Annotated in this window: 12 protein-coding genes and 4 pseudogenes; 11 read left to right on the top strand and 5 right to left on the bottom strand. The window is 71.2% G+C overall.

From position 1 onward, the window contains the following. Positions 1-275: 275 nt before the first annotated feature. The 5 genes and pseudogenes from ACZ404_RS35485 (at position 276) to ACZ404_RS35465 (ending at position 4,811) form a co-directional block, all read left to right on the top strand. On the top strand, positions 276-1,484 hold the full coding sequence (locus ACZ404_RS35485; RefSeq protein WP_468447265.1) for a cytochrome P450: 1,209 nt from the start codon (positions 276-278) through the stop codon (positions 1,482-1,484). Further along, positions 1,481-2,293: pseudogene (locus tag ACZ404_RS35480) on the top strand (ketoacyl-ACP synthase III); the annotation flags it as partial. The gene ACZ404_RS35485 and the pseudogene ACZ404_RS35480, both read left to right, overlap by 4 nt. A 218-nt stretch (positions 2,294-2,511) precedes the next feature. Continuing rightward, complete coding sequence (locus ACZ404_RS35475) at positions 2,512-3,003, top strand: flavin reductase family protein (protein ID WP_468447263.1); 492 nt, start codon at positions 2,512-2,514, stop codon at positions 3,001-3,003. A gap of 395 nt (positions 3,004-3,398) precedes the next feature. Continuing rightward, entirely contained in the window at positions 3,399-3,611 is a 213-nt protein-coding gene (locus tag ACZ404_RS35470; protein ID WP_041132243.1) for an MbtH family protein, read from the top strand. A 129-nt stretch (positions 3,612-3,740) separates the two neighbouring features. Next, positions 3,741-4,811, top strand: a complete 1,071-nt coding sequence (locus tag ACZ404_RS35465; RefSeq protein WP_468447261.1) for a MupA/Atu3671 family FMN-dependent luciferase-like monooxygenase — start codon at positions 3,741-3,743, stop codon at positions 4,809-4,811. 178 nt (positions 4,812-4,989) lie between these two features. On the opposite strand, the pseudogene ACZ404_RS35460 reads toward ACZ404_RS35465, so the two are convergent. After that, positions 4,990-5,207, bottom strand: a pseudogene (locus tag ACZ404_RS35460) (ISAzo13 family transposase); the annotation flags it as partial. A gap of 97 nt (positions 5,208-5,304) precedes the next feature. Between ACZ404_RS35460 and ACZ404_RS35455 the strand changes: the two are divergent. Beyond that, a pseudogene (locus ACZ404_RS35455) lies at positions 5,305-5,596 on the top strand (TetR family transcriptional regulator); the annotation flags it as partial. Positions 5,597-5,618: 22 nt separating this feature from the next. On the opposite strand, the gene ACZ404_RS35450 reads toward ACZ404_RS35455, so the two are convergent. From ACZ404_RS35450 to ACZ404_RS35435, 4 genes and pseudogenes are all read right to left on the bottom strand, one after another. Next, entirely contained in the window at positions 5,619-6,398 is a 780-nt protein-coding gene (locus tag ACZ404_RS35450) for a polysaccharide deacetylase family protein (protein ID WP_468447259.1), read from the bottom strand. Then, entirely contained in the window at positions 6,395-7,978 is a 1,584-nt protein-coding gene (locus ACZ404_RS35445; RefSeq protein ID WP_468447257.1) for an MGDG synthase family glycosyltransferase, read from the bottom strand. Before ACZ404_RS35445 ends, ACZ404_RS35450 begins: the two co-directional genes overlap by 4 nt. A gap of 35 nt (positions 7,979-8,013) precedes the next feature. Continuing rightward, positions 8,014-8,196 (bottom strand): annotated as a pseudogene (locus tag ACZ404_RS35440) (VOC family protein); the annotation flags it as partial. A gap of 376 nt (positions 8,197-8,572) precedes the next feature. Further along, positions 8,573-8,890, bottom strand: a complete 318-nt coding sequence (locus tag ACZ404_RS35435) for a hypothetical protein (RefSeq protein ID WP_468447255.1) — start codon at positions 8,888-8,890, stop codon at positions 8,573-8,575. Between the two features lie 201 nt (positions 8,891-9,091). Between ACZ404_RS35435 and ACZ404_RS35430 the strand changes: the two genes are divergently transcribed. From ACZ404_RS35430 to ACZ404_RS35410, 5 genes are all read left to right on the top strand, one after another. Further along, positions 9,092-10,417 (top strand): sensor histidine kinase, encoded by a 1,326-nt coding sequence (locus ACZ404_RS35430; protein ID WP_468447253.1) that lies wholly within the window; start codon positions 9,092-9,094, stop codon positions 10,415-10,417. Continuing rightward, the gene (locus ACZ404_RS35425) at positions 10,408-11,052 is read left to right on the top strand and encodes a response regulator transcription factor (RefSeq protein WP_033826106.1); all 645 of its coding nucleotides are present in this window, start codon (positions 10,408-10,410) and stop codon (positions 11,050-11,052) included. The genes ACZ404_RS35430 and ACZ404_RS35425 overlap by 10 nt, the downstream gene beginning before the upstream one ends. Before the next feature lie 61 nt (positions 11,053-11,113). Continuing rightward, positions 11,114-11,815 (top strand): DUF4097 family beta strand repeat-containing protein, encoded by a 702-nt coding sequence (locus ACZ404_RS35420; RefSeq protein ID WP_468447251.1) that lies wholly within the window; start codon positions 11,114-11,116, stop codon positions 11,813-11,815. A gap of 677 nt (positions 11,816-12,492) precedes the next feature. Then, the gene (locus ACZ404_RS35415) at positions 12,493-12,660 is read left to right on the top strand and encodes a hypothetical protein (protein ID WP_468447249.1); all 168 of its coding nucleotides are present in this window, start codon (positions 12,493-12,495) and stop codon (positions 12,658-12,660) included. Positions 12,661-12,706: 46 nt separating this feature from the next. Beyond that, positions 12,707-13,216, top strand: coding sequence for a hypothetical protein (locus ACZ404_RS35410; RefSeq protein ID WP_468447247.1), 510 nt, complete (start codon positions 12,707-12,709; stop codon positions 13,214-13,216). Positions 13,217-13,326 lie beyond the last annotated feature (110 nt).

The raw sequence follows: 13,326 nt of genomic DNA, 5'->3' as shown, positions 1-13,326 counted from the left end.
AGGAAAAACAACACCATCAACAGGGCAGCCGCCGATTCGGCGTGCCTCAGCCCGGAATAATTTCATCCGACCAGGGAACATAGCCTCCCGGCGCTGAAGAGATCAACATGCCTCAATGACTCGGGACATCGTTCGGCAGCGGTGTTCAAGTGCGCTTTTGCGGCACTTGAACAGGACGCTCGGACGGCCTGGAGCGGGCGGCTCGGCAAGCCTTGACGCTGTGCGAAACAGCATGCCACCGTGAAATCAACCCTTAGACCCCTGCGAGGCATCGCGTGCAAAGCAAGCCGATCGAGCCGCCACCGCTTATCAACCTGGTCGATCCAGAACTCTATTCACATGGCGACCCTTTTGTGCAGTGGCGGTGGCTGCGCGCCAACGACCCGGCCCACTGGCACGAACCGGCCGAACTGCCCGGCTACTGGTCGCTGACCAGGTACGAGGACGTGCGAACCGCCTACCGTGATCACGAGACCTTCAGCTCCGCACACGGAATCCTGCTGCGGCCCGCCGACCACGGAGTCGACCCCGGGGGCGGCCGCACCCTGGCCCTCACCGATCCGCCGCGCCACCGCCAACTGCGCGGCGTGGTGGACGAGTGGTTCACCGTCCGGTCGGTCCGAACACTCGAGGAGGAAATGCGGGACATTGCTCGCGCCGTGGTCGGCGACGCCTTGGCCCAGGAGTCCTGCGACTTCGTCGTAGAAATCGCCGCGCGCATTCCGCTGTATGTCATCTGCAAGATGATGGGCATTCCAGAGTCGGACTGGCAGTATCTGTACGATCTCACCAGCAAGGCATTCGCCGATGGCGACCCACTGACCCGCCGATTCGCCCACCTCGACATCATGGGGTACTTCGAGAAGCTCCAGGAGGAGAAGGCGGCGGATCCGGGCGACGACCTGGTGAGCGCACTCGCCACCGCCGTCATCGACGGTGATCGGCTCAGCCCGGACGACATCATCCTGAACTGCGACAACCTGCTCGTCGGCGGCACCGAGAACACCCGGATCTCAGCGGCCGGCGGTATGCTCGCCTTCCTCCAGCACCCCGAGCAGTGGGACATCCTGCGGGCGGACCCGAGCCTGCTGCCGTCCGCCGTCGAGGAAGTGCTGCGCTGGACATCGACCGCTACCCACATCATGCGCACCGCGGCCAGGCCGATCGAAATCCACGGCAAACGGATCGAGCCCGGCGACCGCGTGGTGTTCTGGCTCCCGTCGGCCAACCGCGACGAGACGGTGTTCGACGATCCGGACCGCTTCGATGTGCTGCGCAAGCCGAACCGGCATCTGGCACTGGGCTTCGGCGAGCACTTCTGCCTCGGCAGCGTGCTGGCCAGGTCGGAACTCCGCCTTGTTTTCGACGAGTTGCTCAACAGCAGGGTCGACATCGAGCTGGCCGGAGAGCCGAAACTGCTGGAATCGATCGTCGTCAACGGCCCCGAGTCCCTGCCGGTCCGACTGACACCGCGGGGCGCGTGACCCGATGTCCACGACAGAGTCCACCTCATCGTCCGGGGGCCGCCGCGACCGGCCGACCCCGGTCCTGGCCGGCCTCGGCACCTGCCTGCCCAGCGCCGAGATCGACAACGCCGCGCTGGTGGCCCAGCTGGACTCCACCGACGAGTGGATCCGCAGTCGTACCGCCATCGCCGCACGGCGCCGGGCGGCCCCGGGGTGTCAATGCGCGACCCGGCCTGCGAAGCCGTCGCCAACGCGCTGAGCTCGGCGGGCCTGCGAACGGTCGGCGGCGTGGTGCCGGCCACCACGAGGGCCTGGGCCAGGTCCCGGCGTTCGGCATCTCCGCCGTGCGCAGCGGGTTCGTCTACGCCACCGCGGTGGCCGACGGCCTGATCACCAGCGGCGTCGTCGACAGCGTCCTGATCGTGGCGTCCGAAATCTACTCCCGGATCGTCGACCCGACGGACCGCGCCACGGCCGTGATCTCCGGCGAAGGCGCGGGCGCGGTGGTGCTGCGCCCCGGCACCACCACGGACCAGGGCGCGCTGCCGGCGTTCAACCTCGGCGGCGCCGTTTCGGGCCACCACCTCATCAAGGTGCCCGGCCAGCTCGAACAGCCGGACAGCCCGCGCTGGTTCGGCATGGCCGGCCGCAAGGTCCACCTGCGGGCGGTCGAGCAGATGGCGCTGTCGGCCTCGCGGGTGCCGAAGGGCTGCGGATGGAGTCCCGGGATGGTCGACACCCTGGTCCCGCACCAGGCGAAGGGCCGCATCATCCAGGCGGTGACCGAGCGACTCGGCGTGCCGTCGCGGAGCGCGGTCTGCGCGATCGCCCGCACCGGCGCTGACCGCCGCGCTGGCCACCGGCCAGCCGGCGCCAGGCGCCCGCACCGTTCTCACCGCCTTCGGTGGCGGCTTGAGTTGGCTCCCCCAACCCCGACGCCGCCGACATCGACATCGTCCACGGTGCGGCCCGGCAGGTTTCGTAAGCCCGGCGGCGGTGGGATCCAGCCCACCGCCGCCTCCCTCTCAGGAATCTGGAGGCATGGATGTCCGTCGCTCCCGAGGAGTTCACCCGGACCATGGCGCGGGTGCCGGGCCCGGTCGTGGTGGTCACCACAGTCGATCGCACGGGACGTCGCTGGGGGTTCACCGCCAGCTCGTTCAGCTCCCTGTCGATGGCTCCGCCGCTCGTACTGGTCTGCCTGGGCAAGTACGCGAGCACCCATGCGGCCTTCGCAAGCGCAGACTCCTTCATGATCAACGTACTCGCGGCGGGGCAGGCCGACATCGCCCGGCGCTTCGCCTGTTCCGGAGCGGACCGTTTCGCGGCCGGGGACACGCTGCCGATGGAGTTTGGGCTCCCGGGTGTTCCGGACGCGGCGGCCCGAGTGGCCTGCTCCATGGACCGCGTCGTCGACGGTGGGGACCACTCCGTCCTGATCGGCCGGGTCGAGGCGGCCTTCGCAGGAGAGGACGCCCCGCTCGTCTACTGCGACCGCTCCTTCCAACGACCGGAGGCCTTGGAGGTGGCCAGGTAAGTCTGAGGGGGTGTTTGGGCATGGCTGAAACATGCTCGTTCATTTTCGGAGATGACCTTATTCGGGCGACAGGCACGAGCGCGGAATTGTCCGTCGCACACAAATACTCAGGGCGCGGGAATCCACTCGCGCCAGGAGCATCGAGGTCGCTTTCAAAAGCTGACGAGACCGGCACACTCCGCCGCGGCCACCTTGGCACCATGCGCGACGTGGATCAAGACCGACCGCAGATGGTGCGAAGTGCCCTGTTCAACCGGCGCCGGGCCGCAGTTGGACGGGTAATCGGGGCCACGATCTGCTCGGGCAGTTGTTTGACTCCGACTCGGCACCCTGGGCCATATTGGGTCGCGGTGTGACCGGACGGTCCACATCATGCCCGCAGGAAGGACGACGTGATGACGAACCCGTTCGAGGACCCTGACGCGAACTACCTGGTCCTGGTAAACGACGAGGGCCAGCATTCGCTGTGGCCGGTCTTCATCGAGGTGCCGGCCGGCTGGACCTCGGTGTTCGGCGAGGCTGCGCGGCAGGAGTGCCTTGACTACATCGAGGCGAACTGGACCGACATGCGCCCCAAGAGCCTGATCGCTGCGATGGCCCAGAGCTGATCGGCCTGCACCCTCGCCGGCACTCCCGAAGGCCGCTCTCCTCGTGGAAGCGGCCTTCGGGGATGTCGCGACCCGGCGCCGCCTCCTCCACCCACCTGCACACCACGCGCACACGATCCGGAGACGCGGATGGACTTCAGCCTCTTCTACTTCGCCAACAACGACACCGAGCAGCAGGACTGCTACCGGCTGCTGCTGGAGGGCGCGCGCTTCGCCGACGACCACGGCTTCACCGCGGTGTGGACCCCGGAGCGCCACTTCCACGCCTTCGGCGGGCTCTACCCCAATCCCGCGGTCACGGGCGCCGCGGTCGCCGCGGTGACCAAGCGGGTGGCCGTGCGGGCCGGCAGCGTGGTGGCACCGCTGCACCACCCGATGCGGATCGCCGAGGAGTGGTCGGTCGTCGACAACATCTCCAACGGGCGGGCGGGGGTGGCGATCGCCTCGGGGTGGCACGCCGCCGACTTCGCGCTGCGCCCGGAGAACTACGAGACCCGCAAGAGCGCGCTGATGGACACGATCGACACGATTCGCCGGCTGTGGCGGCGTGAGTCGGTCGAACTCGTCGATGGCGCGGGCGAGTCGGTGTCGCTGACGGTGTTCCCGCCGCCGGTTCAGCCCGAGCTGCCGATGTGGCTGACCACCGGCGGCTCCCCGGCGACCTTCGAACTGGCCGGACGGCACGGCCTGGGCGTCCTCACCCACCTGCTGGGCCAGGAGGTCGGGACGCTGGCACAGCGGATCGCCAAGTACCGGGCGGCATACCAGGAGCACCATGGCGACGGGGGGCGCGCCCACGTGGCGCTGATGTTGCACACCTTCGTAGGCACTGACCGCGAGGCCGTACGGGAGACCGTGCGCGAGCCGTTCTCCCGCTACCTCGCCAGTTCCTTCGACCTGATAGTCAAGGCTGCCGAGGCCGCGGGAGCCGACGGCGCCGCGATGACGCGGGAGCTGAAGAACGTGAGCGAGGAGGACCGCCGTTTCCTGGTGGGCCAGGCCTTCGACCGGTACTTCGAGACCAGCGGCATGTTCGGCACCGTCGAGGAGTGCATGGCCATGCTCAAGCAGCTGGCCGACGCCGGCGTGGACGAGGTCGCGTGCCTGGTGGACTTCGGCGTGGCGACCGACCAGGTCGTGGACGGCTTCCAGCACCTCGCCCGGCTGCACGACACCTGGCGTGCGCACACCGGGCGCTGAGGGCGCCCGTGGGCGGACACTGTGCTGGAGACCGCCCGCCGTTGCGGATGAGGGCACGCTGACCAGCAGGACAAGAGCATGAGCACCGACGACAGGGCGGGTGCCGCAGCCGGAGCGCCGGATCCACGAGGTTGCCGGTCGGGGTCCCCCACAGCTCCCGAAGAGCGGTGACCAGGACGGTCAGCTCCGCTGCCGGCTTCCGGGTCGACTTCGTCGTCCACATCAGCGGCGACATCGGATCGCCCCTCGCCCCAACGGTGCCTGGCCAGAGTCCACTCCAGCCGCTCCGCGCGAGACCGTGCCCTCCCGAGCCCCGGCCGCGGCAACGAGCCTGATCCCACCGCGCCCCAGCGACAGCGCTCCCGCCTGGCGCTCGTCCAGATGCGGCAACACCATCTGGAACTTCGCAGCCAGGACCGCCTCGATCCCACGGCTTGTTTCCCTGCAAGCCCTTAGGACTCTTAACAGGACCACCGCCCCTGGGAGTTGGGGCATCGCCAGCAGACGACCGCGCAGGCTGATCGTGGCGTCCCGCCGACCGCACCGGAAGGACGCGGCGCGCAGCTACGACGCCCTGGTGGCCGCGGACCGCGAGGCCTTCGCCGAGCACGGCGCCGATGCGCCGCTGGAGGACATCGCCCGCCGCGCAGGCGTGGGCACTGGCACGCTCTGCCAGAACTTCCGTCCCGGCGCGAGCTGTTCGCGAGCATGTACATAGAGGGTGTCAACGGGCTGGGCGGGTCGCCGAGGAGGGCGCCGAGCTGGAGCCGTGGGAGGCGCTGACCTGACCGGGCGCCGCGGCGGCCGTCAGCGCCGCAAGCCGTCCGCCGCGCGGGTGCGCGGCGCGGTGCCCGCTCCCCCGGGGTGTCCGTGCTCGCGCAGCGGCCCGACCGACAGGCCGCGCTCCTCGCAGATGTCGAGGATCCGTGGCAGGGCGCCGAGGGCCGAGTGCCAGGCGCCCGGGGCGGAGGTGCAGTCGGAGTCGTGCAGCAGGATGGTGCCGCCGCCGTCCAGGTCGCGGGTGACCGTGCGGTGGACGGATTCCGGGGTGGCCCGGGCCCTCCAGTCCTCGCCCCAGGCGGTCCACAGCACCGGGGTGAGGCCGAGACGGCGGGCCGCGAGGTGGGCGGCGGTGGACATCACGCCGTAGGGCGGCCGAAACAGGCGCGGGGTGCGGCCGGTGACGGCGCCGACCGTGTCCCGGGCGCGCGCGAAGTCGTCGTACGTGGCGCGCGGGCCGCGGAGCAACAGGGGGCGGTGGAGCCAGCCGTGGATGCCGATCTCGTGACCGGCGGCGGCGATCTCGCGGACCAGGCCGGGTGAACGGCGCGCCTGGCAGCCGAGGAGGAAGAAGGTGGCGGTGACCTTCCGGGCCTCCAGGGCACGCAGGAAGAACGGGGTGGACAGCGGGTCGGGCCCGTCGTCGAAGGTCAGCGCGACGTGGTCGGCGCGGCCCCGGCCGGCGAGGCGGGGCATGGCACGGTTGCGCAGCGGGCCGAAGGTGGACAGCACCGGGGCCGCGTGAGCGGCGGCGAGGACCGGGAGGGCGACCCGGGCGGTCGTGCGGAGCAGTTGTGCGGCACTCACGAGCGGTGGCCCTCCGGGTGATGGGCGTGCGGCGGGCCGTCGAGGTCGAGGGTGCGGCCGATGGCGTGCATCACGCCAGTGCTGGTATCGGTGATGGCGACCGTGGTGCCGACCGCGCATGCCCAGACGGTGCAGGCGGCGGCCGCGGTGGCGGCGAGCCGCCGTAGGACCGGACGGGATCGGATCCTGTCTGCGGCGGAAGGTGCAACGGCCGGACGGGCTCCGGTCCCACCTGCGGCGCAAGTCGCGACAGCCGAACCGGCTCCCGCCCCGCAATCGGCGCAAGGAGCCACACCCGCACCGGCTCCCGCCCCGCACACGGCGCAAGGAGCCACACCCGTACTGACTCTGCCCCCACGCACGCCGGAAGCCGCCACGGCGAGCGGGACGGGGCGTGGTGTTCGGGCACCGCAGGCGCGGGCTATCGCGTCCGCGGGTCCCCGGCCGGCGGCGGTGAACAGGGCGAGTCCCGCCTCGCGTTGCAGCAGTCCGCGCGGGCCGGCCATCAAGTCGCGGAGGATGTCCTTGAGTTCGGTCGCGTCCTGGATCCAGGCCGCGAGGCCCGCCTCGTCGAGCGCGGCCGCGTTGGCCGGTCCGTGGCCCGGTATGCAGCGGTAGCTGGCGACGGGCAGGCCGGCGGCGAAGGCCTCGAGCGAGGTCAGTCCGCCGGCGTTCTGGACGAGCACGTCGGCGGCGTGCATCAGACCGGGCATGTCGTCGACCCAGCCGTAGGCGTGCTCGATGCCGTCCTCGCGCAGCTGCCGGGCCAGCACCTCGTTGCGGCCGCAGACCACGACCGGCAGGGCCGCGCCGCAGCCCTGCAGCTCCAGGGCCACCTGCCGGACCGGGCCGACCCCCCAGGAACCGGCGACCAGCAGGGCCAGCGGGGCGGTGGCGGGCAGCCCGAATCGCGCCCGGGCGGCGCTGCGTTCGCCCGCCTGCGCGGGCCTGAAGCGCGGGTCCACGACCGGCCCGCCCACCCGTACGTCGCCCGCGCCGAGGGCCCGGGCCTGCGCGGCGGGCACGGCGTGCGCGGCGAGGTGGACGTCCACGCCGTCGGCCACCCACAGCGGATGCACCGAAAAGTCGGTGAGGTAGGTGAACACCGGCACGTCGAGGCGGCCGGCGAGCCGCAGCCTGCCCAACACCCGGCTGGCCCCGGGATAGGTGGAGACCACGGCGCCGGTGTCCGGGGGCAGGGCGCGCAGCATGCGGTCCTCGGCGGTGCGCAGCAGGGCGCGGGCCAGCGGGCCGCCACCTCCGGCGCGCGCGGTGCTGCTGTAGATGCGCTGATAGACCCAGGGCGCCCGGACGAGCATCCGGTGATAGCCGTCGCACACGACGCGGCCCATCCGGGCCGGCAGCAGGTCGAGCAGGTCGTAGCGGTCGACGGTGACGCCCTCCGCCCGGAGCCGGCGGTGCAGCTCGTGCGCGGCGCCGTCGTGGCCGGCTCCGATGCTGGCGGAGACGATCACCACGCGTTCGGCCGGCGCAGTACGACGGGGTGCCGCCGCGCGCCGCGGGCTCAGCGCGGCAGCGGCAAGGGCACGCAGATACGCCGTACTTCCGAGGTGGGGCATGGGCTTGTTCCTCCGCAGATGGAGTGAGGCGGCGAAAGGGTGGGCGGCATCTGGCGGGCCCCGACCTCCTCGACGGTCGGCTCCCAGGAGCCGGTCTCGGCCTTGCCCTCGCTCCGGTCGATCACCGTGAAGCCCAGGACCGCGCACCAGAAGGCCGCGAGCCGCTCCGGATCGTGGCAGTCGACGACCAACGCGGTGACCGGCCGGGAGCTGGCCAGGCACCTGATCGCCACCGAGCTGTCCGGCTGGTGAGCGGCAGCGGGCCGTCGAGGAGGCCGTGGGCCGGGAGCGGGTGGGACCGCGTAGCCGCCTCCGGTGCCGTCCGTCCGGGGCGGTCGTGAACGAGCACTCGGTCGCGGGGGGGGGGGGGGAGGGGGGGGGGGGGGGGGGGGGTGGAGGGCCTGGGTTGTGGGGGGGGGGTGGGGAAAGGGGGGCGGGGGGGGGGTCGGGGGGGAGGGGGGGGGGGGGCATCTTCCTCCCTTTGTGGTTCTTTTTGTTGGGGGTGTGGGCACACCCCCCCTTTTCCCCCCCCCCCCCGCCGCGCGTCGGGGGTACGCACGGAGGGGCGGCCGCAGCCCGGACGCCCGCGGCCCGTTACGAGCGGTGCGGGATCCGGGCGGTCCGTGACAGCGACACACAGATGATGGAGGTGGCGGCCCACACCAGGGGGACTGTCCACGGGCTCCACCACATGAGCGCCAGCGAGACGGCCGCGGCCGCCACCAGCGCGACGGTGACCGGCAGCACAACGTCGCGCCGGTACCGCCCGAGCTGCTCGCCGAGGATCTCTTCGACGACCTCGGCGACGCGGTCGTCGATGGTGTCCCCGTAGTGCACGAGGAACTGCTCAATGTCGTCGGTCCTGCCGGCCGGGCAGGGGTGGCCGGCGGCGCTCGAGTGTCGATCGGTCATGTCCCCACGATGTCGCACCCGGCGGCGCCGGGTCGACAGCGTGAACCCACCGGCCCGACGGGGGGTAAACCCTACCCCCGCTGTTGGGCTTTCCTCGCTGCCGACGGGTGGTCGGGTTGGGTACCGTCCCCTTGTCGAATCGAGGCGCGGACGGTGACCTGGTCGCCGCCCGCACTGCCCACGAGAGCGGGTTCGAAGCAGTTGACCGAGATCATCGCCGGCCGTGCCACCGGCAAAGCCCGGACGGACACCCGGCCACCCCGCGAGGTGGTACCGGGCAATCCGCTGCGCGCGCTGGCCTCCCCCGTGCTGTTGCGGGCGTCGATCCACCTGGCACTTGACGGTCTGGTGGCGCTGGCGGGACTGGTCGTGCTGGTCGTGCTGGTCGTTGCCGTCTGCCTGGCGCCGGCCGGCCTGGTGGGCATTCCGCTCACGGTCGCGGCGGGGTGGGCGCTGTTCCGGCTGGCCGCCGTCGAGCGCGCCCGGTTCGCCGTGACCTGCGGGCTGGAGCTCGACGAGCTGCCGACGCCGGTCTGTTCGTGGCGGTTGGCCAAGTCGCTGCAGTCGCTCGTCCACAACCTCTGCACCTGGCGGCTGATCGGCTACTTCGTACTGCTGATGCCGGTGGCGGTGGTGACCGTGGTCGGGGTGGCGCTGATCTGGGCCGTGCCGCTGACCCTGGTGCTGCTTCCGGCCTACTACCGGCAACTGCCCGGCGGACAGGCCCAGCTCGGGCCGCTCGTGGTGGACTCCCTGCCCCGGGCGCTGCTGGTGGCGGCGATGGCGCTGCTGGTCGGCGCGGTCTTCTCGCCACTGATCATCAAACTTCTGCTGGCGCTGGACACCGCGCTGGCCGTCGCGCTGCTCTCCCAGCCCCGCGGCATGGAACTGGAGCAGCGTGTCATCGATCTGACAGAAAGTCGTGCCCGGGTGTTGGAGGCCGCCGAGGCGGAGCGCAAACGGATCGAGCGGGACCTGCACGACGGTGCCCAGCAACGGCTGGTAGCGATGTCGATCACCCTGGGCCGGGCCAGCTCGCGGTTGAAGAAGTCCGGTGACCACGAGACCAACAAACTGGTCGAGGAGGTCCGGCGGGAATCCCTCAGCACCATCGCCGAGTTGCGCAACCTGGCCCGTGGCCTGCACCCGCCGGTGCTGACCGACCGCGGCCTGGAGGCGTCGCTCTCCGCCGTCGCCGCGCTGGCTCCGGTGCCGGTGCGCCTTGACGTCCTGGTGGAGCCGCGCCCCTCCTCCACCATCGAGGCGGTCGCCTACTTCACGGTGACCGAGGCGCTCACCAATGTGGCCAAACATGCTCATGCGACCCGCGCTTGGGTGGAGATCCGGCGGGAGGGCGACCGATTGGACGTTAAGGTTGGCGATGACGGGCGTGGCGGAGCCGACCTCGCGGGCGGCACGGGTCTGACTGGTCTGGCGGACCGGGTGTCCGGGGTGGACGGGCGGTTCCGGCTCAGCAGTCCGGTGGGTGGACCGACCGTGATCGAGGTGCAATTGCCATGCGGGTAGTGCTGGCCGAGGACTCCGCGCTGCTGCGCCAGGGCATCGAACTGCTGCTCAGCGAACAGGGCATCGAGGTGGTCGCCGCGGTCGGCGACGGGGAGCAACTCCTGCGCGCGGTGGCCGAACACCGGCCGGACGCCTGTGTGACGGACGTCCGAATGCCACCCACCTTCCTGGACGAGGGCCTGCGCGCCGCACTGGCGGTGCGCGCCCGCTGGCCGGAGACCGGCGTTCTGGTGCTCTCCCACTACGTCGAGGAGCGCTACGCCATAGACCTGGTCAACACCAATGACAACGGGGTCGGCTACCTGCTCAAGGACCGGGTGTCGGACGCCGAGGAGTTCGTGGACGCGCTGCGCCGCGTCGCCGCGGGCGAGACGGTCCTCGACCCGGAGGTGGTCAAGCAGTTGCTGGCCGGCAGCCGGCAGCGGGATCCGCTGTCCACCCTGACGCCGCGCGAACGGGAGGTCCTCACGGCCATGGCGGAGGGCCGTTCCAACGCCGGGATCGCAGCCGATCTGGTGATAGGCACGGCGGCGGTGGAGAAGTACATCCGCAGCATCTTCGTGAAGTTCGATCTGCAGCAGGAGGCAGGAGACCACCGCCGCGTGCTCGCCGTTTTACGCTATCTGGGAGCTTGAGATCAGTACCACACCGTGGAAGCGCCGCGGGTGCCTCCTCATAGGGCTGGCCGTCCTCATCGTGGTCGTCGCCGTGGCCAGTTGGGGCGTGGTCGCCCTGCTTCCGGCGCACCACCCGTACAGCGGCAACTGGCAGCAGGACGCGGCCGGCGCCGGTGAGGTGACGGTCCGGGCCGACGGACTGGGCGTGACACTGCGTCAGGATGATTCCTCGCGAGTGACGGTGGCCATGAGCGGCAGCTACACGGGCCATGTCCCGCAGGTCTCCGTCACCCGGTCCGGGTCGGACGTCACGGTCACCGCCGGCTGCTCCGACGACTGCTCGGAGCACCTGCAGATCACGGTGCCGGCCGGCCTGGCCGCGCAGGTGAGCACCGGGGACGCCGGGATCCGGGCGAAGGGCCTGACCGGCCGCCTGGATCTGACCACTAGGCAGGGCGGGGTCGATGTGGACCAGTCGTCCGGCCCGCTGACCGTGCGGAGCACGCACGGCGCGGTGACCCTCGCCGACAGCAGCGCCCCGAACGCCGAGGTGATCACCACCGACGGCGCGGTCAGCGCTTCCTTCACGGCGGCACCCACCTCCGTGAAGGTCACCACGGACTACGGCGGGGTCGACCTCAAGGTGCCTCACGACGCCACCTACCACGTCGATGCGCAGAGCTCCCACTGGTCGCCGAGCGTCTCGCTGCCGAACACCGCTACGGACGCGCCGCACAGCGTGGTGGTGAAGACCACGGGCGGCGGCATCACGGTCCACTGAGCACGCCCGCGCCACCGTCGTCCGGTCGATCCGGCCCTCGGCGATGTCCCGCAGAGTCTGGCGATACTCACCCTGGCTGCCGCCGAACGACCCGCGGATGCCGGCTCCCTGCCGGCTACCACCCCGGGGTTGACCATGTCGGGCCGCAGGCAGACGCAGACCAGCACGGTCTTCGCGCCACAGCGGGGCACCCCGGCCCAAGACCAGCAGCTGGAAGAACGCCTCGCCGCCTGACAGGCTGAGCTGGGAGATCGCCGAGTCGTGGTCGGCCGGCGCGCGTCGACGGCGCGGCGCGGGTGAAGTGGCCGGCGAACCGCTCGTTGGCTCTCGGGGTGAACAGGTCCAGGTCGTAGCGGAAGCCGACGGCCAGAGTCTCGGTGCTCCGCCGGACGTTTGGTCCGAGGTCCACCTGCCCCTGACACCACCGGCATCACCACCGCGCCCGACAACAACGGCCGGGACTGACAGGTGGGTTATCCCTACCCCGGTTCGGTGGGCTGGCCACGTGTCCGGGCCGGCCGAACTGCGGTTGGCTGGAGGGCAGACAGTCGGTGCGGGGCGGCGCAGGTGCCCCGCCCCGCAGCACCACCGCGCACCACCGGTGAAGGTCACCGGCCTTCCCGAGAACGAGGAGTGGAACGATCAATACCTCGAGCCGCACCGCCCGACGGTGCACCATGCCCCCCGGTGACGGCGCGGTCGGCCTCGCGGTGTCCTCGAACACCGGCTACCCGATCAACGCGCACAGCAGCAGCTCCGCGCCGCAGATCGACCTGCCGGACTCCGACGGCGCGTCGGCCTCCCTCACCGTGGCCGCCTCCGACGGCGGCATGCACATCCACTGAGCGGGCACCACCGTCCCACCCCGACGACCAACGTTGGAGACGAACCATGCGCCACCCCTCCGCACCCCTGCGCGCCCCGTACGGCAAGGCCGGCATCTGGACCCTTGCGGGCACCTCCGGTTCGGGCTCCGGTGTCCCCCGGATCATTCCGAAGGCCGCGGCCGCTCCGACGTTACCCCTGCTGCTTCGCCGGGCGGCCACGGTCCTCACCGTGCTCGGGCTGGCGATGATTCCCTGGCTGGTCTTCCTGAACACCGGACTGCCGGCCACCGCCCAGGCCTCGCACTGGGCCTGGACGTGGACGGGTCTGGACAGCTTTGAGGCGCTCGGTCTGCTCTCCACCGGGCTGCTCCTCAGGCGCGGCGACTGCCGGGCCTGCCTGACCTCCGCCGCGACCTCGGCCCTGCTGCTGGTCGACGCCTGGTTCGACACCATGACGGCTGCCCCGGGTTCGGACTTCGAGCTGGCGGTGCTGATGGCGGTCTTCGTCGAGTTGCCGGTGGCGGTGGCCTGCGCGGTTCTCGCGACCCGGACCTTCCCTCGGCCGGGCCGCTGAGCGGAAGAACTCGTGACGTGATCGGCGCTTGCGGTCCGGTCCGTTTCGGGAAGTCCCCGGCCTGCCGCAACGGCGGTCCACGGGCCATTCGTTCGGCCTGCTCGGGTCGA

The organism is Streptomyces sp. NPDC030798, assembly GCF_055572275.1.
Note: the sequence above shows the minus strand (reverse complement) of the source record. Positions and strands in the feature narration are given on the sequence as shown.